Source organism: Pseudomonas sp. R1-18, assembly GCF_051132095.1.
Lineage (GTDB): Bacteria > Pseudomonadota > Gammaproteobacteria > Pseudomonadales > Pseudomonadaceae > Aquipseudomonas.
Window position 1 is genome coordinate 2,294,094 of record NZ_CP071658.1, and the last position, 21,497, is coordinate 2,315,590.

Genomic DNA, 21,497 nt, shown 5'->3' on the forward strand with positions numbered 1-21,497 from the left:
TCATGGGCGCCGCTGCAGCGAACGAAAACCAGCAGGCCCGGAGATATCCGGGCCTGTGGCATGCACAACGGCTGACGCTGAGCTATTGCGGTTTCAGGAGTCCTGATGTTTCAGGGCTTCTTCGCGTCCGACTTCTGGCTCTCGGGCTTGAGCGGCTCGGGGTTCAGATCGGGGTCGATGGCGCTGTTCTTCTGGCCGACCGGGTCGGTGGCCGGCTTGACGGCGGCCGGATGATCTTCGATGGAAGGCGGCGGCGTCAGTTGCAGGACGCGCGAGGTATACGTCCATTCCTCCATCACGCGCTTGGGGTCGTCGTTGAGGCGTGTGCCGTAGCTGGGGATGACCTGATGCAGTTTCTCCTGCCAGGCCGGTGTGGCGACCTTGTCCTTGAAGAGGCGTTGCAGCACGTCCAGCATGATCGGTGCCGCGGTCGATGCGCCTGGCGATGCGCCGAGCAGACCGGCGATGCTGCCATCCTTGGAACTTACGACTTCGGTGCCCAGCTTGAGAACGCCACCCTTTTGCTCATCGCGCTTGATGATCTGCACGCGTTGGCCCGCTTGCCACAAGCGCCAGTCTTCCTTCTTGGCGTGCGGGAAGTATTCCTTGAGCGCGTTGAAGCGGTCGTCATCAGACTGCATCAGTTGCCCGGCCAGGTATTGCACCAGATCAAACTGGTCGACACCTACCTTGGTCATCGGCCAGACGTTGTGGAGCGTCATGCTGGCGAACAGGTCGAAGTAAGAACCCTCCTTGAGGAACTTGGTGGAGAAGGTTGCGAACGGCCCGAACAGAATCACTCGCTTGCCGTCCAGCACGCGAGTGTCCAGGTGCGGAACCGACATCGGCGGCGCGCCGGTCGACGCGATTCCGTAGGCTTTGGCCATATGCTGCTCGGCAATGGTCGGGTTCTCGGTGACAAGGAACGAACCACCGACCGGGAAACCTGCGTAGTCCTTGGCTTCCGGTATGCCGGCTTTCTGCAGCAGCGGGAGCGCGGCGCCGCCGGCACCGACGAACAGGAACTTGGCGTCGGTGGCCGAAGTAGTGCCGTCCTTCAGGTTTTCGTACTCCACATGCCAGGAGCCATCTTCGTTTCTCGTGATGTTCTGAACTTCGTGAGAGACCTTGAGGGTGAAGTTGGGCTTGCTTTGCAGATGGCCGACGAACTGGCGGGTTATTTCACCAAAGTTCACGTCGGTACCGATCGGCGTCCAGGTCACGGCAAGTTTCTGGTTGGGGTCGCGGCCTTCCATCATCAGCGGCACCCACTTTCTGATCTGTTCGTGATCCTCGGAGAATTGCATAGGGCGGAACAACGGGCTGGCTTGTAACGCCTCATAACGCTTCTTCAGGAAACTGATGTTGTCATCGCCCCAGACAAAGCTCATGTGCGGTGTCGAATTGATGAACGAGCGGGGATTCTTCAGCACACCCGCCTGCACCTGCCAGGCCAGGAACTGCCGGGTTATCTGGAACGCTTCGTTGATCTCGATAGCTTTGGTGATGTTGATCTTGCCGTCCGGGTCCTGGGGCGTGTAGTTCAGCTCGGCCAGTGCCGAATGGCCGGTCCCCGCGTTGTTCCAGCCGTTGGAGCTTTCTTCAGCCACCTTGTCGAGGCGTTCCACCATTTCCATCGACCAGCCCGGCTCCAGCTCGTTGAGCCAGATGCCAAGCGTGGAACTCATGATGCCGCCTCCCACCAGCAAGACATCGACCTTCTTCGTTTCGGCAGCCTGTGCACTACCAATGCTTATGGAAATACCCACGGCTGCTATGGCCATAAAGATCGTGTCTTTCATATCTCACTACTCCATCGGGGGAACCGCCTGCCCCGTACTTTTGCCGGTACTGTTGAAAGATTGCCGGTGCAGGGTCTTGCCCGCTCCTGGCCAGGTTGCACTTGCCGCCTGGCTCACTTTTCCGACCGCGCTGCTACGGGACTGTGCCAAGTCGGCGACGGATGGTGTTACGCGGTGTTACGAACTCCTGTTAACGGCCGGCTATTGATGTAGCGGCCGCAACTCGATCCACTACCAAGGGGCACAGCATTACCTGCTCCGGCGGCTTGAAGAACACGGTTTTGTCATTACGCTGATGGAGGCGCAGTCACTTGGGCTGCAACTGTATTACGGAGCTTTTCAATGGCAGCTGAGCAGACGCAGGATGTGCTTTATCTGGAAGACCTGACGGTCGGGCGAACCTTCGCCAGCCGCACTTACGTGATGGAACCGGAGCGTATCAAGGCCTTTGCCGAAGAATTCGATCCTCAACCGTTCCACCTCGACCCTGAGGCCGCGCAGCAGAGTTTTTTCCAGGGCCTGGCGGCGAGCGGCTGGCATACCTCGGCGGTGATCATGAGGCTGCTGGTGGAAAGCGTTCCGCTGGCGCACGGGCTGATCGGCGCCAACAGCGAGGTGAGCTGGCCACGGGCAACGCGCCCCGGCGATGTTTTGCGGGTGATAAGCACGATCAAGGAGAACGCGCCGTCGAACTCCAGGCCTGATCGCGGCTGGGTCATCATCGAGAGCGTCGCGCTTAATCAGGACGACGAAATCTGCCAGCGCACTCGTTCTCGGGTTCTGGCTTTTCGCCGTGACGCGGCGGAGCGCGCTGCGACGTAGGAACACATTTGTTCGCAACAGAGCGGCAGGTCGCGGGCGAGCGCGCTGCTGCGGACAAAAGCGGGACGCATATCCTGGCTTATGGAGCGCCCTTGGCCGGCCACGACCGGTTGAATTGCCGCCCATCGAGATCGTCGCCCGGCGTCTGAATGGTGATCCTTCGGGTCCTGGCCTCCTCGGGGACGGCGCGCAGCAGGAAAATCGTCAGCAGGCCGTTTTTGAAGGTGGCACCCTGCACCTCGATGTGATCGGCGAGGTGGAAGACCAGCCGAAACGTCCCGTGGGCGATGCCCTGATGCAGGTAAGTCGCGCCTGCATCGGTCACGGCTTCGCCGCCGCAGACGATCAGCACGCTTTTTTCGATCTTGAGTTCCAGGTCATCGGCACAGAGGCCCGCGGCGGCAATGGCAATGCGGTAATGGTCGTTTCCGTAGCGTTCGATGTTATGGGGCGGATAGCAAGAGGCTGTTTCGCTGCGCAGCGCTGACTCCAACAAATCGTTGAAACGGTCGAAACCCACCGAGTGACGGAGCAGCGGTGCCAGTGAAATTGCAGTAGCCATGTCCAAATCTCCTGAGTGTCACACGGTGATCAAGACGCGAGTCGCATTCGGCTTCGCATCTAACAGTTAGGCCTACTGGCGGAAAAAAACAAGCACATGCACCCGCGATTTCCGTCGGCTGCGCGGCCTTGCAAGGCGGCGGTTGCCGGCTCGCAGCGTTGGCCCTGCGGGTCCTGGCGGAAGTGGGCGCCACGCGGATTGGGCTGACAGAGTCTCTCTATCGATCACGAATGCTTTGACTATTAGAAGTCTGGCGCAACGCGACTAGGCTTGACCTAGCGTCGGCTTCGGCCGTCCCGCTTAGCCTGAACGTAAACAAGATGAGCTCAAGCTTACTGCGCACTTTGTGGACTCGCGTGCCGGCGGTTTTCGCCGCCGCCTGAGTCTGTCAGAACCGACCGATTGATTGATCGCGCGACCGGTCCGGCACCGTGAGCTACAGCGTTCACTCGCCGCTGTCCGACGCCTGCATGGGCGGATGGCTGGATGAAGACGACCAAAGGTGGATCAATCATGTCAACCGAATCGAAATGCCCGTTCAACCATGCTGCCGGCGGCGGGACGACCAACCGTGACTGGTGGCCGAACCAGCTCAATCTCAGGATTCTTCACCAGCATTCCTCGCTCAGCAATCCGATGGGTGAAGGCTTTGACTATGCCAGCGAGTTCAAGAGCCTGGACTTTGCCGCTGTCAAAAGGGATCTGTTGGAAGTCATGACCAGGTCACAGGACTGGTGGCCGGCGGATTTCGGCCACTACGGTCCGCTGTTCGTGCGCATGGCCTGGCACAGCGCCGGCACGTACCGCACGGCTGACGGGCGGGGCGGCGCGGGTGCCGGTCAGCAGCGATTCGCACCGCTCAACAGCTGGCCCGACAACGTCAACCTCGACAAAGCGCGCCGACTGATCTGGCCGATCAAGCAGAAGTACGGCCGCAAGATTTCCTGGGCGGACCTGATCGTTCTGACCGGCAACGTGGCCCTCGAATCCATGGGTTTCAAGACGTTCGGTTTTTCCGGAGGCCGCGCGGATGTCTGGGAACCCGCTGAGGACGTGTATTGGGGCGCGGAAACCACCTGGCTTGGCGGCGAAGACCGTTATGGCGCTCACAAGGACATGCAACAGCCGGGCGAGGGCACGCTGGTAGCCGAGCCGGAACATCACGGCGAAGAACAGACCCGCACCGACCCCGCCGGGCGTAATCTGGAGATGCCGCTGGCAGCGGTGCAGATGGGCCTGATCTACGTGAACCCCGAAGGCCCCGAGGGCGTGCCGGATCCAGAGGCGTCGGCGAAGGATATTCGTGAAACCTTCGGTCGCATGGCGATGAACGATGAAGAAACCGTTGCGCTGATCGCCGGTGGGCATGCGTTCGGCAAGACCCACGGCGCAGGCCCCGCCGACAACGTCGGCGCCGAGCCCGAAGCCGCAGGCCTGGAAGAGCAGGGACTGGGCTGGCGCAGCAGCTTCGGCAGCGGCAAAGCCGGCGATACGATCACCAGCGGCCTGGAAGTGACCTGGACGTCGACACCGACCCGTTGGAGCAACGAGTACCTGGAAAACTTGTTCGGCTTCGAGTGGGAGCGGACCAAGAGCCCGGCCGGTGCCAACCAGTGGAAGCCGGTGAACGGCGCCGGTGCCGGGAAGATCCCGCACGCCCACGATCCAGCGAGGCGGCAGGAGCCGCGCATGCTCACCTCCGATCTGGCGCTGCGTTTCGATCCGGCGTATGAACAGATCGCCAGACGCTTTCTGGAGAATCCGCAGCTTCTGGATGACGCGTTCGCGCGTGCCTGGTTCAAGTTGACGCATCGCGACATGGGGCCTCTCGCTCGCTATCTGGGCCCGGAAACGCCAGGCGAAGAGCTGCTCTGGCAAGACCCGATACCGGAGGTGAATCACCCGCTGGTCGATGAGAACGATGTGACTGCGCTGAAGGGCAAGATCCTTGCCTCGGGGCTTTCGGTGTCGCAGCTGGTGTCCACCGCCTGGGCGGCGGCTTCCACCTTCCGTGGCTCGGACAAGCGGGGCGGTGCCAACGGCGGACGTCTGCGCCTGGAGCCGCAGAGAGCCTGGCCGGTCAACGAGCCTCAACAGCTGGCCACCGTGCTGGAAACGCTTGAGGGCATACGCAACGAGTTCAACGGGACTCAGTCTGGCGGCAAGCAGATCTCGCTGGCTGACCTGATCGTCCTGGCGGGTAACGCGGGTGTCGAACAGGCGGCGAAGGACGCAGGCCATCCCGTGGCCGTACCGTTTACACCGGGCCGCATGGACGCCTCGCAAGAGCAGACCGATGTCGTGTCCTTCAGCGTTCTTGAGCCGTTTGCCGACGGATTCCGTAATTACCTCAAGGGCCGTTATCGGGTATCCGCGGAAAAGCTGCTGGTCGACAAGGCGCAGTTGCTGACCCTCACCGCGCCGCAGATGACCGTTCTGCTCGGTGGCCTGCGGGTACTGGATATCAACGTCGGGCAAAGCAGCTACGGCGTGCTGACGCGTCGGCCTGGAACCCTGACCAACGACTTCTTCAGAAACCTGTTGGACATGAGTGTGCAATGGAAGCCAACCTCGGACGCCAACGAAACCTTCGAAGCCCGCGACCGCCAGACCGGAGAGATCAAATGGACAGGCACGCGTGTCGATCTGGTGTTCAGCTCGCACGCCCAACTGCGGGCGCTGAGTGAGGTGTATGCCAGCGACGACGCGCAGGAGAAGTTCGTCGCCGACTTCGTGGCGGTGTGGAACAAAGTCATGAATCTGGACCGCTTTGACATTGCCGCGCAGGGTCGCTGATCCGTAGCCGGATCGTCGGTTTGCCGCCCGGACCGGAATCCGGGCGGCGATCAGTCATATTCAGCCTCTGCGTGGTCGCCCAGCAAACGTCGCTGGCGTGGCGTCGCGGCGGCGATGATCGCCGGGTCGAACCGCCACTCCAGATAAGGCGAAAATTTCTGCGCCACCATGCGGCGTCCGTAGTGAACCTGAAGCATGTAACGACTACGGTGCGGATCGCGGTTGGGGCTGCCGCCGTGCCAGAGTTCACTGCGAAACACCAGGGCATCGCCCGCCCGGCAGTGGATCGGATGGGGCGGTTTCCCGCGCCAGTGCGTTTCGCCCGCCTGGGGCGGTCGGCCTGCCCGATGGCTGCCGGGTATCACCCGGGTCGGTGCCAGGGCTTCGTCGATATCGTCCAGATACAGTTGCAGGGTGCAAATGGTCATCGGCAGTTCGAAGGCCGGATCGTCCAGCAGCTGCGGCGGCATTGCCATCACTAACTGAGGCAGGTGGTCGAGGTGCAGGTCACTGCCGATGAAGCCGGGATGGCAACGCCAGGCCGTCTGGCCGATCACATGGCAGTCGGCGCCCAGCACGGCCTCGGCCAGATCGATGGCTGCAGGCAGGTCGAGGAACAGCAGCCAGAACGGATCCCGGTTGAACACGCATTTGTAGTGATCAAGCACGCCCTGATAGTCCCAGTGCTGCGCCCGCAAGGCATCGATGGCATGGCGCGCCGCCCGGACGCGGTCCTGATCGATCAGCGCTGGCAGCAGGGTATAGCCGTCGTGGTGCAGAGCCTGTGCATGTTCGATGGTAGTCACCGATGGTTCCTCGTGGCGGCCGCGACGCGCTGTGTTCACACAGGCTACACCTTGCCGTGGGTGCGCACGGGCAGGTTGCGTGCATAATCCGGGCGTCGCGGCGCTCGTTGCACGGCGTCAGATGCATCATCGTCGTTACGGGTGGCGATTTCCAATGCCAGTTTCATGACGTCGATGTCGGCTTCCATGGGTTTGATGGCGTTGATGCCGGGCTGCGAAAAGCAGCCGTGGGTCAGCGGCCCCATCCATGGTTGATCGATCTCGACCCATGGACCTGGCTCGAACCAATCGACGTCCAGCAATCGGCGCCGCACCACCTGGCCTGGATGCACGCGTTGGTGGGCGTCGAACCAGTCTTCCAGGCGGTCGTCGATCCAGCCGTGGAAGCACCAGAACACCGGGTTGAGATGGGATGACAGCGAGTCGACCAGGCAGTCGTATTCGGGGCCAAACCAGCGCTGGGAGAAATCGGCGGGTTCGCGGCCGGCCGGCACCAGGCTGCCGTCGCCCGGATCACGCGGAATACTGGCCCAGCGGATATGCAACCAGTCGTGCAGCCCCAACTCAACCTCGGTGCCGAACTGCCCCAGTGTCAGACGCGACAGATACTCGACATCGCGGTAGCGTGAATCCCACATCTGGAAGTTGGCGTGGAACGCTTCGGGGCTTTTCAGAATCTCCAGGCCTTCGGTAAACCTTTCGTCAGAGGGGCTCAGCCAGATCGGCGGCACAGAACAACCGTCGACGTTTTCAAAGTAGCGCGCGAAGCCCGCCCAGTCCTGCTCCACGGCGGGATGGGGAAGGGGAAAATGTCGCCAGGCGGGTGGCGCGTTCAATGGGCGGGCGATGGTCAGCATGTGGCGGTGCATGAAGAAAAAATCCACGCCTGAGCCATTGCGATCCATATTGCGACCTCGCGCATGCCGTTCCTTGTCCAGCGGGCCTGGTTGCCATCCCAGCCCGCGCAATGCGTTGCGTTGCGCCTGGGACAATTCGTGCCAACGGTCTCGCGAGGCGTGCCAGAGCTGGTGGTAAAGGCGGTTCTCCGGGGCTGTCCCCCAGGCCAGCAGCTCCTTGCTGCAACCCCGATGCTGACGGGCAGTGGGCATCGGACGCTTGATCATCTCGATCCCACGGCCCGGCACGGGCAGACCGCTGCTTGCGCCCATCGTCTGGACGCGACCGGTCAACAGCTCTGTTCGCAGCCCATCGCGGGCAGCTTTGGCATCATCGAGCATGACCGTGAATTCACAGATCGGCACATAGCGTGTCGAATCCCGGTCCAGCAGTTTCCAGCGTATCGAGGCGGGGGAGGCACCCACCAGGTCGCCGACCACCTTGTAGCGTGGCAGCGTCGACGCGCGCAGGTTATCCGGTGTATCGAGAAAACCGCGCAATGCGCGGCCCCGCTCGGCGGTGTCCAGAAACAGCTCCATCCCTTGCCCGTGCAAACCGTACGTCGGATCGGGTTCCCCGCTGATATTCACTGTCCAGATTCCGCGAAGCCGGCTGCTCAGCCGTTGCATGGAACGCTCTGCGGGCTCGACGCGGGCCTCGGGCGGTGTGCCATCGTGTTTCTCAAGAAAATTACTGACTTTGCGAGTGCCAAACCAGGCGGCAGGCACCAGAGCGCTCGTTACAGCCAGTCCGGCCAACAGACTCCGTCGCGTCAATCGCATCTCAATCTTCCTTTATCAAGATCAGCCTGAACGAGGCTTTGTTTGATGATAGGAAGTAGGGTTAGTTGATTTATTGACGATTTACAAGGCGTTTTAAATAACGTCAGATGATTGACACAAAACCGCTGATGACCAGCATTTTTCCATCGTGTCGAAAAGGCAAAGCCTGCTACAGACCGCGTAAAACGGGGCTAGGAGGGCAACAGGTAGTGGACGGGCGATGATGTTAGAAATTCGAGACGGCTGGATGAAAATGCCATTACGGAAGAGCAACTGCATCTGTTCGACGCTGGGCGCGTCGCCACCAGCGGGGAGCTGGCGGCTTCGCTATCGGCTGGAACCCGGAGGCGGCGACGCACCTCCGGTTCTGCGGACTTACTGGTTGCGAGTGACTCTCCAGATTGTATTGGCAAGGTCGTCGGCGATGATCAGTGCGCCGCGCGGATCGACGGTGACACCGACCGGCCGGCCACGGGTCTTGCCATCGGCATCGCGGAAGCCGGTGGCAAAGTCGATGGGCTCGCCGGCAGGGCGACCGTTGCTGAATGGCACAAAGATCACCTTGTAACCCACAGGGTTCGGACGGTTCCAGCTGCCGTGCTCGCCGACGAAGGCACCGTTGGCGAATTTCTCGCCCATTGCCGGTTCCGAAAAGTCGACGCCGAGTGCAGCGACGTGCGACCCCAGGCTGTAGTCCGGTTTGATGGCAGCCGCCACTTTGGCCGGGTTCTGTGGCTGGGCGCGCGGATCGACGTTCTGGCCCCAGTAGCTGTACGGCCAGCCGTAGAATCCGCCTTCGCGCACCGAAGTCAGGTAATCGGGCACCAGATCCGGCCCCAGTTCGTCACGCTCGTTGACCACCGACCACAACTGCCCGGTTTCCGGCTGAATCGTCAGGGCGGTCGGGTTGCGCAGGCCTGTAGCGTAAGGACGGTGCGCGCCGGTCTGGGCATCGATCTGCCAGACCAGTGCGCGGTCTAGTTCGGCTTCCATCCCGCGCTCGGTGATGTTGCTGTTCGAGCCGATGCCGACGTACAGGTAGCGGCCATCGGGGCTGATGGTCAGCGCCTTGGTCCAGTGGTGGTTGATCTCGGCCGGCAGGTCGGTGAGCTTTGTCGGCTCGCCGCTGGCTTTGGTCTGGCCTTCCTGATAGTCGAAGCGGACCAGCGCATCCTGGTTGGCGACGTACAGCTTGTTGTCGGCGAACGCCAGGCCGTACGGCGCGTTCAGGTTCTCGGCAAATACTGTTTTCGTCTCGTAGGAGCCGTCGCCGTCGGCATCGCGCAGCAGAGTCAGGCGGTTACCGCCCTTGACCTGGGTGTTGCCCTTGGCCTTGATGACGCTGGCGATCACGTCCTTGGGTTTGAGCTTCGCGGCGCTGCCGCCACGGCCCTCGGCAACGATGATGTCGCCGTTGGGCAGCACCAGCGTCTGTCTCGGGATTCGCAGATCGGTCGCGATGGCAGTGATGCTGAAGCCTTCGGGTACGGTCGGCTTCTGATCACCCCATGCCGCCGGCTCGGCAATCTTCATGCTCGGCAGCAGGCCGCGCTCCTGTTCAGGCAGCTTGGGGTCCGGGCCGAGGGCTTGCTTGCTTTCCCCTTCGCCACCGCATGCGCTCAACAACAACGCCATACTCAAGGCAGTCAGTGCGATTGGTGGTCTCATTGCGCATCTCCCGAACGTAGGTTGGTCAGTCCCAGCCACGCGGTGACGCACGCCAGTACCGTTACGATCACCGACAGAATCAGGCTGGAAGGCATGGTGGCCCAAGCGTCCTTGGCGTGTTCGAAGGCGTTGATCAGGCCCAGCACCCACGTCACCAGCAACAGCAGGAAATACACAGTCGGGCGACCGGCCTTGCGATCGGCGCGGATGAGGTTGACCAGCCCGAACAGCAACGCAAGACCGCAGAACAGCAGCCCGCCTGCGATCAGCCAGGAAGCGAAGTTGCTCCACTGGATCTGGTAGGTCTGGTAGTAGGCGATGTCATTCAACAATGCACCGAGAAACAGCGGAACGGTTCCGGCAAGCAAGATCGCATGCAGCGGGCTTGGCGTGCTTCGGTAAACGGGGTGGGCGGTAACGGTCACGGCGGCTCCTTATCGTTCAACGACCCTGGACTCATGCTCAGCGCGGATGCGCTGACCCATCAGGCTCGCGCAAATTGCGCATATGCAAAGAGCGTCTGCCGTTGGCGTTAGTTCAACGCATCAGTCAAGTGAAACATATTGAAAGATTTGCGCGGGCAGGGCACCGGTTGCGCCATCTGCCAGCCGGTTGTGCCTCGCCCGGTCCTGCTACCTATACTCCGGTTACAGCATCAGGTCAGATCCACTTCCAGGAAGTCGCGCCTTGAACCTGCGTTCGCTGATTGTCGCCGTGCCAGTCGGCGTGCTAGCCGCACTGGCGGGTTGCGCCTCGACCCCGCCGGTGCCGGTGAAGGTCACGCCGGTATACGTTTCCCCGGATACCTGGCGGCAGGTGGACAGGGAAATCGTCGATGCTTCACGGCGGGCCACCGAACAGGCCAAGGTATTCGCCCGAGGCTCCATGGATCACTGGCGCACGCGGGTCTATCAGCAGACCGAAGAACAGTTCATACCGTGGTTCAGCAGCTATTGGACCCAGGAATGGCTGTCGATGAAGGTCGGTTGGTACACCTTGAGCGCGAAGGGTGAAGAAGACGCGTCGGCCAGGCGACTGGCGGCGTATCTGCTGGAGGAGTACCACAAGCAGGTGCTGGCACCCGTGGCGGTGGAAATCGATCCGGATGCCATTCTGGGCCAGGCAACCGCCTGGTACGCGCAACAGATGGGCACCCAGCTGAAACAGATTGCCCAACGCCATCGGGTGCCGATGGCGCAACTCAACGGCCGCATCGAAAAAATCCCCGCGATCAAGCTGGGCCCGCCCACCGCGCGCAATGCTTCGCTGTTGCAGATCGTAAACACCGAGCCGTTGCACAGCTTGCCCGCGTACGCAGCATTGATCGAGCGGATTCACCAGGCCGGCGGTGACCGGGGTATCGGTTCGACGGATGCCGGCATGGCGCCGGTGGCCACCCGTGCAAGCAAGCGCATCGAGGCAGAGATGGCGCCGCGCAGCGCCGCCAGCGCGGTTGCGGCGGTAGCAGGAAAACTGGCGGGCGCGTTGATCTCGGTAGGTGTCATCGGCGTGCGGGCAATCATTCAGGCCAACGATCGCCCGGACAGCGAGGCCTTGATCCGCCAGACCCTCGGCTCGTCATTCGACAAGGCCTGGGTCAAGCTGGTCCAGAATCCCACGACCGGCGTGATGGCGGGCACGCTGTACCTGGCGGGTCAGATCGAAGGCAGCCTGGCGGTTGAATACCAGAGCAGCAAGGTTCAGGGCGAAGGACTCCAGAGCAGCAACGACGACACGAGCTACGCCGAGCCTTCACTCAGGCGGACGGCCCCGGAATACCCCGAGGACATTCGCTGATACGCAGTGCCTGCACCACGTAGAGGAGAAAGTAATGAAGGCAAGACAACCGATCCACTGTTTTTCACGTAGCGTGGTTTCCTTGAGCCTGCCGTCATTGCTCACGCTCAGCCTGGCGTTGACCGCCGGGTGCTCGGGCAAGCCATCCACCAGCCGCTATATGGTCGCGAGCGTCGGGTCAAACTGCTATGCGAAAGCGCTGCCTACCGCTGGCACGGGCGGTCTGGCCTGGGGTGACACCCTCAACATGGCGCGCAAGAAATCCATGTCCAACTGCATGCGCTATGCCGGTCGATCGGGCGGAACACCCAGCACCTGTCAGGTAGTCGTGGCGCAATGCAAAAACTGAGCGAGGGATTTGCCCGGCGTTCGTCAAGCCGGGCCGAATCAAGGAATACGAGCTGGCGCAGCTACCTGTGGATCAGTTGCCGCTTGAGCGTCCGGTCTGGCTCGCATTTCATGAGGATTCGAGTCAGGCTCCGGCGCCTGCCGGCCGCAAGGGTCCTCAGCTCTGGCAGAACCTGATGCGGTTGCCGAACGGGTCGTGGACTTCCAGAATCTGGCCCCAGTCCTGCTGAACGATTTCCGGTCGGCCATAGCCGTAGCGCCGGGCTGTCAGCTCTTGGTGAAGCAGGTCGATGTTCTGCACCGGCATGAATATCGTCGAGCCGGGGCTGGCGTCGCCGTGATGCTCTGAAAGATGAAGCTGTACACCGCCGCGGCCGATACCCAGGTACAGCGGCAGGTCTGCCGCGAAGCGATGTTCGAATTCGACGGTGAAACCCAGAAAGTCCAGGTAGAACTCTCGTGCCTTGGTTTCGTCGAACATCCGCAGGATCGGGATGGGCTTGTCGAAAGTGATCGACCGCTGAGCGGGCTGGCCGGGCAGCAGCGCTGCCGCGGTGTTCCAGTCCTTGTGACCCAGTTGTCGGGCGACCAGCTCAAGGGCGGCGCTGTGGGATACGTCGTGGCCTTGCGCCTCCAGCGAGGTGCGCAGCCGCCTGGCCATCTGCCTGGCTTGCTCGATTGAAAACATCATGACTCCTGTCGCCGGGGTTTGCTGGCGCTCGCGTTGCCAAACCCGGACGTTCAAGAGAACTGACGTGGTTTGCACATACACCTGCTTTCACCATTCCGGTCGGAGCGAGCGGCGGGCAGCAGTAGCCCGCGTCGATAGTACAGGGTCGTGGCCAGGACTCAAGCGCAGGGTTTGACGACAGCGCGCGCGGGCCATGGTCGCGCCAGGCTGAGCAGCCCCAACAGCGCCATGCCTGCGCCCACCCACAGCGGCGCGCGCAGGCCGTAACCGGCGTCGATCACGCTGCCGCCGGCCCAGCTGCCAAAGGCGAGCCCCGCGGTGATAACCGAAGTGTGCAGGGTATTGACCAGCGCACCCGGCTCCGCGGCTTTCATCACCCGCGCGACCATCGCCGGGTTCAGCGCGACGCCGGTCAAGCCCACTGCGATAAAGCAGCCCAGGTTCAGCCACAGATGGTCACCCGCCAGAGCGAATCCGGTCAGCGCCAGCACCAGTAAGGCAAGACCCCAGCCCAGCGCTGGCAGGGTATGGCTGTCGGCAATGCGGCCGACGAGCATATTGCCCACAAGGTTGGCAACACCGTAGAGCGCCAGCAGCGGCGCCACGTGCTCGGGTGCAATGCCCACTTCCTGAATCAGAATGGGCGTGCAATAGCTGAACGCGGCGAAGGTTGCGCCGATGATCAGCCCGCTGGTGACGTAAGCGGCCCAGAGGCTGCGGTTTTTCAGCGCCGCCCACTGCCGGCCGAGGGCAGGTTCGCTGCCGGCCGCGACTGTCGGCAAGCGGCTTGCCGCCAGCGCCGTGCAGATCAGAGCCAGCGCCACGACCAGCCAGGAACTGGCCCGCCAGCCGAAATGGTGCTCGGCCCAGGCGGTCATCGGCACCCCGGCAACGGGTGACAGCATCAGCCCGGCCAACACGACCGAAACCGCCTTGCCACGAGCGTGAGGCGCGACCAGCCCTGCGCAAAGCGTCATGCACAGGCCGATGCACGCGGCGCTCGACACGCCCATCAGGATCCGGGCCAGTGCCAGCACCGTGTAGCTCGGCGCCGCGGCGGCAAGCGCACCCGCAACTACATAAACCGCCAGCAGCCCGACCAGTGCGCGCTTGTTGCTGACGCCGCGCGCAAGCAGCAACAGCGTGACGGGCGGGCCGCCCAATGCCATGCCCAGGGCATACAGCGCGATCAGGTTGCCCACCTGGGCCAGGCTCACGGAAAAGGCGGCGGCCAGCGCCGGCATCATGCCTGCGACCATGAATTCGGCGGTTACCAGAGAAAAGATCGTCAACCCCAGCAGGTAGACAGTGGAGGGCAGCGTAGAGCGGGTGGTCATCAGGTGTCTCGAACAGGAACAAAGCCGGCCACCCTAAGGAATGTGGACCGGATGGTCAAATCTCTATGACCGGGTGCAAGGCTCCGCCAGCCTGGCGCTAGTTGCGCTACGACGATTCCCGATCACCCACATAGCGCTTCAGAAACGGGAAGCGCGGTAGCCAGGATTCGCGCCTGATGGTCCAGCATTCGTAGGTCGGTTTGAACTGGTCCGGCGCGTCCAGCGAACCCAGGTTCAGTTCGATTTCCCCCGCAGAGCGTGAGAACACCGACGATCCGCAGCGGGGACAGAAGCACCGGCCGGCGTATTCGCGGGTTTCGCCTTTTATGGTCACGGCTGCTTCCGGGAAGATCGCGGCGGCGTAGAACAGCGCGCCGTGGTGCTTGCGGCAGTCCAGGCAATGACACAGACCTGTACGGTCGGGCAGTCCCGAGGCTTCGAATCGAACGTCGCCGCACAGGCAACCACCAGTGAACCGCTTCATGTCGCACCTCCATCGCCATCCGCCCAATCGATGGCTCTGAAGGCTAGCAGCTCCTGATGCCGCGCCCTGTGGGGGCTCAACCTTAAAACCGGTCCAGACGGAACGCGGCTAGTGTGGGCGGTGTTTGAAGAGCGGTGTCAGCTGTTGCGGGCGCGGCGAGCCCGGCGACCCGCTCGGCGGTAATCGCCGCCTGGGTGAGCCCCAGATGCTGATGACCGAAGGCGAGCAGTACCTTGCCGTCGCAGACCCGGTCGATGATCGGCAACGAGTCCGGCAGCGACGGGCGAAAGCCCATCCAGGGTGTAGCGGCCTCGATATTCAGCTCTTCGCGAAACAGCCCTTGGCTGAGTCTGTGCAGCTGCCAGGCGCGAGCCATGTTGGGCGGGCTTTCAAGGCCCGCGAACTCGACGGTCCCGGCGAGCCTGAGGCCTTCGCTCATCGGCGTCATGATGAACCGCCGCTCCAGCGACGTGACGGCAAAGGGCAGCTTGTCGGGCTCGCCAGGCAACATCAGGTGATAGCCACGCTCGGTGTCCAGCGGCACCCCTTTGCCGGTCAACTGCCGGGTAAGTGTGGCCGAATGGGCGCCGCAGGCGATCAGCACTTGCCGGGCGTCCAGACCGCCAACGGCGGTATCCAGCGACACGCCACTTTCACGCAACACGGCGCCAGTGACCTGTGTTTTCTGGAAGATCACCCCGGCCGCTTTTGCCGCCTCGACCAACGCGCATACGACCTTGTAAGGATCGATGAAATGGCCGGTCGCCGGAAAAAACAGGCCGCCGAGAAAATGCTCGCTCAGCTGCGGCGCCGCCTGGCGTACGGCTTCGGGAGGCCAGAGGTCTACCGGCACCCCGTGCTCGCGCATGCGTGTCTGCAAGGCCAGCAGGGCGGGACGCGATTCGGGGCGTTCGAACACCAGCAACGAGCCATCCTGTCTGAGCAGGTCTGGCCGGTCGATGGCGGCGAGCAAGCGTCGCCAGGCGGCAAGGCTCTGCTCGTTCAGCGCGCGCAGCCCCGCGACGGTTCGTTGCCGCGGCTCGGCGCGCAGGTTCAGCAGCAGGCGGGCGAACCATGGCGCCGCTTGCGGCAAGTATTTCCAGTCCAGACGCAGCGGGCCCATGGGGTCCAGCAGCATGCCAGGCAAGCGTTTGAGGATAGACAGGTCGGCGATGGGGAATACTTGCTCGGTCGCCAGGTGTCCCGCGTTGCCAAACGAGGCACCGCGTCCTGGCTCCAGCGAATCGAGCACCAGCACCTGGCGACCCTGTCTGGCCAGCGCCAGTGCGCAGGCAACGCCAATGATGCCGGCGCCGACCACGGCAATGTCTGCCGCCTGGCGCCTGTCTTTACGACGCTGCACTTCAGCGGCCGTCTGGGAAGTCACTGTGTGCGGAAGACCAGCTGGCGTACCAACGGCGAAACAGCGTGTATTGCTGCTCGGCATAACGACGCTGGGCGTCGCTCAGCGCATCGGTTTCGTTGAAATGCAGGTCGTAGCCGGAATCGCCGTTGAGCGTCATCAGGTGCTTGTAATACAGCACAAGGTCGGTGCCTTCATCGAACGATGACAGCACGGCAAGCGCCGATTCCAGCTCAGTTGCCAGTCGCCGCGCCTGGGCGTCCCCGTCGGCGGCCTGTCTGCTCAGCGCCACCAGACGCAGCACCTCGCGCGGCAGTGCGTTGCCGATGCCGGTGATTGCGCCGGTTGCGTTGCAGTTGACGAAGCCATGGACCACTTGGGTATCGACACCGACCAGAAGCGCGACCTCATCATCTTGAGAAGTGATGTGTTCGGCGGCATGGCGCATGTCCGCAGCGCCGCCGAACTCCTTGAAGCCGATCAGGTTGGGGTGTAGGCGACGCAACTCGAAAAACAGCTCGGCGCGCGTGGCGAAACCGTAATACGGGCTGTTGTAGATGACTGCCGGCAACTGCGGCGCGGCCGCAAGGATCGCGCAAAAATGGGCTTTCTGTGCCGCATGTGAACTCCCGCGAGACAGCAACCGCGGGATGACCATCAGGCCCTGCGCGCCGACTCTGGCCGCATGCGTCGCATGGGCCACCGCCTCGCGGCTGTTGACGGCGCCGGTCCCGACGATGGTCGGAACGCCCGCCGCCACCAGGCGTGCAACCCCTTGTTGACGCTGGTCCTCGCTGAGCAGCGGCCAGTCGCCCATCGAGCCGCAATAGACCACTGCGTTCATGCCCAGCGCGATCAGCTCGCTTGCCTTGGCGACCAATGCATCGAAATCCGGTTTGCGCTCTGCCGTGCAAGGCGTCATCAGAGCAGGGATGACGCCGGTGAAGATGCTGTTGTTCATGGTAGTTCCCTTGACATGGTAGTTCCCTGGACATGATGGCCCCCTGAAGAGGGTCATTCGGATTCGATGCGTTTGCCCGTCTTTGTTTACAGGCCCGAGGGTTCACAAGCCCCAGGCGAACGGGTCCTGCTCGTCGATCAGCAGGGTGCTGGCGGCCGTCACATAGGCGCGGCCAGTGATGAAGGGCCGGATGCGCTCGCCGTCCCGTTCGAACCTGCCTTCGAACCGGCTGCCGGTGATCCCGGCCTGAATCCAGCGCTCGCCCTCGGCCAGTTTGCCGTCCGCCGCCAGGCACGCCAGCTTGGCGCTGGTGCCGGTCCCACAGGGTGAGCGGTCGTAGGCCTTGCCCGGACACATCACGAAATTGCGGCTGTCGGCATGGTCATCGTCGGCGAACAGTTCGACATGGTCGATGAGCGCGCCGTCGTCGCCACGGACACCTTGCGCTTCCAGCGCCTGCAGCATCTTCCAGGTGAAGTCGCTCAGTGCTTCGACATTGCCCATCTCAAGCGACTGGCCATGCTCCGACACCAGATAGAACCAGTTGCCGCCCCAGGCGATGTCGCCATGGAACCGGCCATGGCCAGGCACGTCGACCGGGACCTGCCGGCGGTAGCGATAGGCTGGAACGTTGCCCAGCGTGACCGAGCCGTCCTCGTGCAGCGTGGCGGTGACCTGGCCGACCGGCGTGTCGATTCTGTGCTCGCCCGGAGCCATCAGCCCCAGATGACGCAGGGACGCGACCAGCCCGATGGTGCCATGGCCGCACATGCCGAGGTAGCCGGTGTTGTTGAAGAAGATTACGCCACACGTGGCCTCGGCCGAGACCGGCTCGCAATACAACGCGCCGACCAGCACGTCATTGCCGCGCGGTTCTAGCAGGCAGGCGCGACGCCACTGATCGTGTTGCTCGCGCAGCTCATCGCGCCGCTCGGCCATGGTGCGGCCGGACAATGTGGGGAAACCTTCCATCACCAGGCGGGTGGGTTCGCCGCCGGTGTGTGAATCGATGACTTGCACCTGTTTCATAGGGCTGTCCATGGGGTACGGATCCGGTTGGCTGCAGCTGCCTCTACAGTGACCGCATCATGGCGCGGGCGCTTGATGACTTTCGTTATTGCGGATGACGAAATCGGCACAATTGCTCAGACCGGATCGGTGTCTTGTGGCGCTTATGAATGTTAGATTCACGCCCGACGATCAGCAGCAAGGGGCAAGTGATGACGCCAAACACACTCGCTGCGCTGTGCCAGAGCAGTGGTCCGGGGCGGCCGGACAGTATCGAGGACATGCTCAAAGGCGTGGCGCCGTTACTGCCGATGCTGGACGTGATTCCTAATGCGGTGATTTTCATCAAGGATCTTCACGCCCGCTACCTGATGGCCAACCGAACGCTGGTCGAGCGGTGCGGATTCCGGGATTTGCAGCCGCTGCTCGGAAAAACCAGCGCGCAGGTCTTTCCCGCCCAGTTGGGGCCCGCTTACACCGAGCAGGACCGGCGGGTATTGCAGCAGGGTCTGTCGCTGGAGAATCAGCTGGAACTGCACCTGTACGGCAGTCGCGAACCTGGCTGGTGCCTGACCCACAAACGACCCATCCGGGACAGACAGGACCGGATCATTGGTCTGGCAGGGATTTCCGTGGATCTGCAATCGGCCAGCGACAGTCATCCCGCTTACCAGCGCCTCGCCGCCGTGGACGAATACATTCGCGCGCACTTCAGCCGCCCGGTGACCATGAGCGAGCTGACGGAGATCGCCGGAACGTCGGTTGCGCAGCTGGAAAGGTACTGCAAACGGATATTCCACCTCACGCCGCGGCAGATGATCCATAAGGTTCGTCTGGAGCATGCGCATCGGCTGCTGCTCAGCGACCTTCCGATCACCGATGTCGCTTTGCGCTGTGGCTATACCGACCACAGCGCGTTCACGCGTCAGTTCAAGACCCTGACCGGCTTCACACCCCGGCAATACCGGCAAGCAATGGGCGAGCGATAGATGCCTGCGCAAGCGTACGGTCTGCCAAGACCATTGCTGTCGAGGGCGGCTGCACGCCTGTCAGTGACGAACGGGAGCGGCGCGGGAGACGATCACCGCCAGCATCGCTCCGGCCAGAAGCAGCGCGGCGCTGGCGCCGAACGTTGCCTGGTAGCCGACGCGGTCGTACAGCAGTCCGCCGCAGGTGGCGCCGAGTGTAATCGCCAGCTGGATCATCGCGACCATCAGGCCGCCGCCGGCCTCCGCGTCGCGCGGCAGGGTTCTCGACAGCCAGGTGAACCAGCCCACCGGCGCGGCAGTGGCGATCAATCCCCAGGCTCCGAGCATGACCGCGGTGACGCCGATGTGGTCGCCAAATATCAGCAACGCGAATGCGATCCCCGCCATCAGCAGCGGAATGGTGATCAGGACGCGATACAGGTTGTGGGTCAGCAGTGAGCCGATCAGCAGGGTGCCTGCCAGCCCCGCGACGCCGATCAACAGCAATACCAACGACAGCCCGTACACATCCACGCCCGTGACGGTTTCGAGAAATGGTCGCAGATAGGTGAACAGCGCGAATTGACCCATAAACAGCAGCGCGACAGCCGTCATGCCCAGGGCGACCTTGGCACTGCCGAGCAACCGGAAGACGCCGACCGAAGAACCCGCTCCATGCTCGGCCGGCATCTTTGGCAACGTGAGCGCCTGCCAGCACAGCGCGACGGCCGCCACTGGCACCACGCAGAAGAACGCTCCGCGCCAGCCGATCTGCGCGCCCAGAAAGCTGCCGAGCGGCGCGGCCACTGCAGTCGCCAGGGCACTGCCGCCCTGCAACACGGCAAGGGCTTTGGGCACGAAGGTTTGCGGCGCAATGCGCATCATCACCGCCGTCGACATCGACCAGCAGCCGCCAATCGCAATCCCCAGCAGCGCGCGGCCGGCCATCAACGTCGTGTAGTCAGGCGCGACGGCAACCAGGACGCCGGAAAACACCATCAGTCCGGTCATGGACAGCAACAGGGTCTTGCGGTCCAGTCTGCGTGTCAGCGAGGCGATGAACAGGCTGGTCAGGACCGCGAAAATGCCCGAGATCGAGATGGCTTGCCCGGCCTGGCCCTCGGTGAGGCGGAGTTCGTCCGCAATTGGAGTGAGCAGGCTCACCGGCATGAATTCCGACGCCACCAGAGCGAAGGCGCACAGCGACATCGCCAGCACGGCGCCCCAGACCTGGCGCGTAGCAGACTGGACGGGCAGGGCGGTGGTTGTGGTCATTGAAGGTCCTTGGAGGATAAGGCTCGGGCTCCGAGCGAATGGTCAGCTGTAAGGGCACATCGTGCGGGCTTGCCGTATTGTCATGGAATGGGGCATGCTTGATAAGCTAATGAACACTGAACCACGCTATAAGCGCAGCTTATCAATATCCATCAGCCCGCCGGGCCGCACGCCATGCCTCGACACAACCTCAACGACCTGCATGCCTTTGTGATGGTGGCCCGGGAAGGCAGCTTCACCCGCGCGGCCGCCCGGTTGGGCGTCACCCAGTCGGCGCTCAGTCAGACGCTTTCCGGGCTCGAAAAACGCCTGGAGATTCGCCTGCTGACCCGCACCACGCGCAGCGTTTCGCCCACCGCCGCCGGTGAGCGGCTGATGCAGAGCATCGGTCAGCGCTTCGACGAAATCGAAATCGAGCTGGACGCCTTGACCGAGCTGCGCGACAAACCCGCCGGCACGGTGCGTATCACCTGTGGTGATTTCGTGCTTCAGTCGACCCTGCTGCCCAAACTGACACCGGTGTTGCTTGCCTATCCGGACATCAAAGTCGAGTTCGACATCAACTACGGTTTTCGCGACATCGTGGCCGACCGCTTCGATGCGGGCGTGCGCTTCAGCGATACGGTTCACAAAGACATGATCGCCGTGCCGATCGGGCCGCAACTGCGCATGGCGGCTGTCGCGTCACCGGCTTACTTTGCGCGCAACCCGCCGCCCAAAAAGCCGCAGGATCTGGTCAACCATCGTTGTATCGATATCCGTTTTCCCACCAAAGGCGCCGTGGACGCGTGGGAATTCGAGCGCCGGGGGCGCAAGGTCAATGTCCGTGTCGAAGGCCAGCTGATCTTCAACACCACACCCCATATCGCGGCGGCGGCAGTCGATGGACTGGGGATAGCCTACCTGCCCGAAGACGAGTTCAAGCCTCATCTGGACGAGGGCCGGCTGGTGCGCGTTCTTGAAGACTGGTGCCCGTGGTTCTCCGGATACCACCTTTACTACCCGAGCCGACGCTTGCCTTCACCGGCCTTCAAGCTGGTGCTTGAGGCTTTGCGCGCAAGGTAACCGCGGACTTCGCCTTGAAAGCAGCGCGGTTTGTGGCGTCCTGACCTGTAGACGCAGGTGGTCTG

19 protein-coding genes are annotated in these 21,497 nt (G+C 62.7%); 6 read left to right on the top strand and 13 right to left on the bottom strand.

Annotated elements, in window-relative coordinates; genetic code table 11:
- Window positions 1–110 precede the first annotated feature (110 nt).
- Window positions 111–1,802, bottom strand: a complete 1,692-nt coding sequence (mqo, locus tag J3P77_RS10660; RefSeq protein WP_434681613.1) for a malate dehydrogenase (quinone) — start codon at window positions 1,800–1,802, stop codon at window positions 111–113.
- Between the two features lie 342 nt (window positions 1,803–2,144).
- Here mqo and J3P77_RS10665 point away from each other — a divergent pair, with 342 nt between their 5' ends.
- The gene (locus J3P77_RS10665; protein ID WP_434681615.1) at window positions 2,145–2,624 is read left to right on the top strand and encodes a MaoC family dehydratase; all 480 of its coding nucleotides are present in this window, start codon (window positions 2,145–2,147) and stop codon (window positions 2,622–2,624) included.
- Between the two features lie 79 nt (window positions 2,625–2,703).
- On the opposite strand, the gene J3P77_RS10670 is transcribed toward J3P77_RS10665, so the two are convergent.
- Entirely contained in the window at window positions 2,704–3,186 is a 483-nt protein-coding gene (locus J3P77_RS10670) for an Hsp20 family protein (RefSeq protein WP_434681617.1), read from the bottom strand.
- 513 nt (window positions 3,187–3,699) lie between these two features.
- Here J3P77_RS10670 and katG point away from each other — a divergent pair.
- A complete protein-coding gene (katG, locus tag J3P77_RS10675; protein ID WP_434681618.1) occupies window positions 3,700–5,982 on the top strand; it encodes a catalase/peroxidase HPI in 2,283 nt (760 codons plus the stop codon).
- Between the two features lie 50 nt (window positions 5,983–6,032).
- Here the strand turns inward: katG and J3P77_RS10680 are convergent, their stop codons facing one another.
- From J3P77_RS10680 to J3P77_RS10695, 4 genes are all read right to left on the bottom strand, one after another.
- Window positions 6,033–6,788 (bottom strand): phytanoyl-CoA dioxygenase family protein, encoded by a 756-nt coding sequence (locus J3P77_RS10680; protein ID WP_434681619.1) that lies wholly within the window; start codon window positions 6,786–6,788, stop codon window positions 6,033–6,035.
- A gap of 44 nt (window positions 6,789–6,832) precedes the next feature.
- Window positions 6,833–8,467: a pyoverdine maturation tyrosinase PvdP gene (pvdP, locus tag J3P77_RS10685; protein WP_434681621.1), complete on the bottom strand. Its 1,635-nt coding sequence runs from the start codon at window positions 8,465–8,467 to the stop codon at window positions 6,833–6,835.
- Window positions 8,468–8,842: 375 nt separating this feature from the next.
- Entirely contained in the window at window positions 8,843–10,135 is a 1,293-nt protein-coding gene (locus J3P77_RS10690; RefSeq protein ID WP_434681622.1) for a PQQ-dependent sugar dehydrogenase, read from the bottom strand.
- A complete protein-coding gene (locus tag J3P77_RS10695; protein ID WP_434681624.1) occupies window positions 10,132–10,560 on the bottom strand; it encodes a DUF2231 domain-containing protein in 429 nt (142 codons plus the stop codon). Before J3P77_RS10695 ends, J3P77_RS10690 begins: the two co-directional genes overlap by 4 nt.
- Window positions 10,561–10,822: 262 nt before the next feature.
- Between J3P77_RS10695 and J3P77_RS10700 the strand changes: the two genes are divergently transcribed.
- Together J3P77_RS10700 and J3P77_RS10705 are read left to right on the top strand one after the other, a co-directional pair.
- Window positions 10,823–11,932, top strand: a complete 1,110-nt coding sequence (locus J3P77_RS10700) for a hypothetical protein (RefSeq protein ID WP_434681626.1) — start codon at window positions 10,823–10,825, stop codon at window positions 11,930–11,932.
- A gap of 34 nt (window positions 11,933–11,966) precedes the next feature.
- Entirely contained in the window at window positions 11,967–12,281 is a 315-nt protein-coding gene (locus J3P77_RS10705) for a hypothetical protein (RefSeq protein ID WP_434681627.1), read from the top strand.
- 156 nt (window positions 12,282–12,437) lie between these two features.
- Here the strand turns inward: J3P77_RS10705 and J3P77_RS10710 are convergent, their stop codons facing one another.
- The 6 genes from J3P77_RS10710 to J3P77_RS10735 form a co-directional block, all read right to left on the bottom strand.
- A complete protein-coding gene (locus tag J3P77_RS10710; RefSeq protein WP_434681629.1) occupies window positions 12,438–12,968 on the bottom strand; it encodes a glyoxalase superfamily protein in 531 nt (176 codons plus the stop codon).
- 161 nt (window positions 12,969–13,129) lie between these two features.
- On the bottom strand, window positions 13,130–14,308 hold the full coding sequence (locus J3P77_RS10715; protein WP_434681631.1) for an MFS transporter: 1,179 nt from the start codon (window positions 14,306–14,308) through the stop codon (window positions 13,130–13,132).
- A 106-nt stretch (window positions 14,309–14,414) separates the two neighbouring features.
- Window positions 14,415–14,792: a GFA family protein gene (locus tag J3P77_RS10720; protein ID WP_434681632.1), complete on the bottom strand. Its 378-nt coding sequence runs from the start codon at window positions 14,790–14,792 to the stop codon at window positions 14,415–14,417.
- Between the two features lie 82 nt (window positions 14,793–14,874).
- Entirely contained in the window at window positions 14,875–16,179 is a 1,305-nt protein-coding gene (locus tag J3P77_RS10725; protein WP_434681633.1) for an NAD(P)/FAD-dependent oxidoreductase, read from the bottom strand.
- Window positions 16,157–17,116 (bottom strand): dihydrodipicolinate synthase family protein, encoded by a 960-nt coding sequence (locus J3P77_RS10730; RefSeq protein ID WP_434681635.1) that lies wholly within the window; start codon window positions 17,114–17,116, stop codon window positions 16,157–16,159. Before J3P77_RS10730 ends, J3P77_RS10725 begins: the two co-directional genes overlap by 23 nt.
- Before the next feature lie 102 nt (window positions 17,117–17,218).
- Complete coding sequence (locus tag J3P77_RS10735) at window positions 17,219–18,145, bottom strand: 4-hydroxyproline epimerase (RefSeq protein ID WP_434681637.1); 927 nt, start codon at window positions 18,143–18,145, stop codon at window positions 17,219–17,221.
- 191 nt (window positions 18,146–18,336) lie between these two features.
- Between J3P77_RS10735 and J3P77_RS10740 the strand changes: the two genes are divergently transcribed.
- Window positions 18,337–19,113 carry a helix-turn-helix domain-containing protein gene (locus tag J3P77_RS10740; RefSeq protein WP_434681955.1) on the top strand — a complete coding sequence of 259 codons (777 nt, stop codon included), beginning with the start codon at window positions 18,337–18,339 and terminating at the stop codon, window positions 19,111–19,113.
- 60 nt (window positions 19,114–19,173) lie between these two features.
- On the opposite strand, the gene J3P77_RS10745 is transcribed toward J3P77_RS10740, so the two are convergent.
- On the bottom strand, window positions 19,174–20,367 hold the full coding sequence (locus J3P77_RS10745; protein ID WP_434681638.1) for an MFS transporter: 1,194 nt from the start codon (window positions 20,365–20,367) through the stop codon (window positions 19,174–19,176).
- 174 nt (window positions 20,368–20,541) lie between these two features.
- On the opposite strand from J3P77_RS10745, the gene J3P77_RS10750 reads away from it, so the two are divergent.
- Window positions 20,542–21,432, top strand: coding sequence for a LysR family transcriptional regulator (locus J3P77_RS10750; protein WP_434681640.1), 891 nt, complete (start codon window positions 20,542–20,544; stop codon window positions 21,430–21,432).
- Window positions 21,433–21,497: the final 65 nt, after the last annotated feature.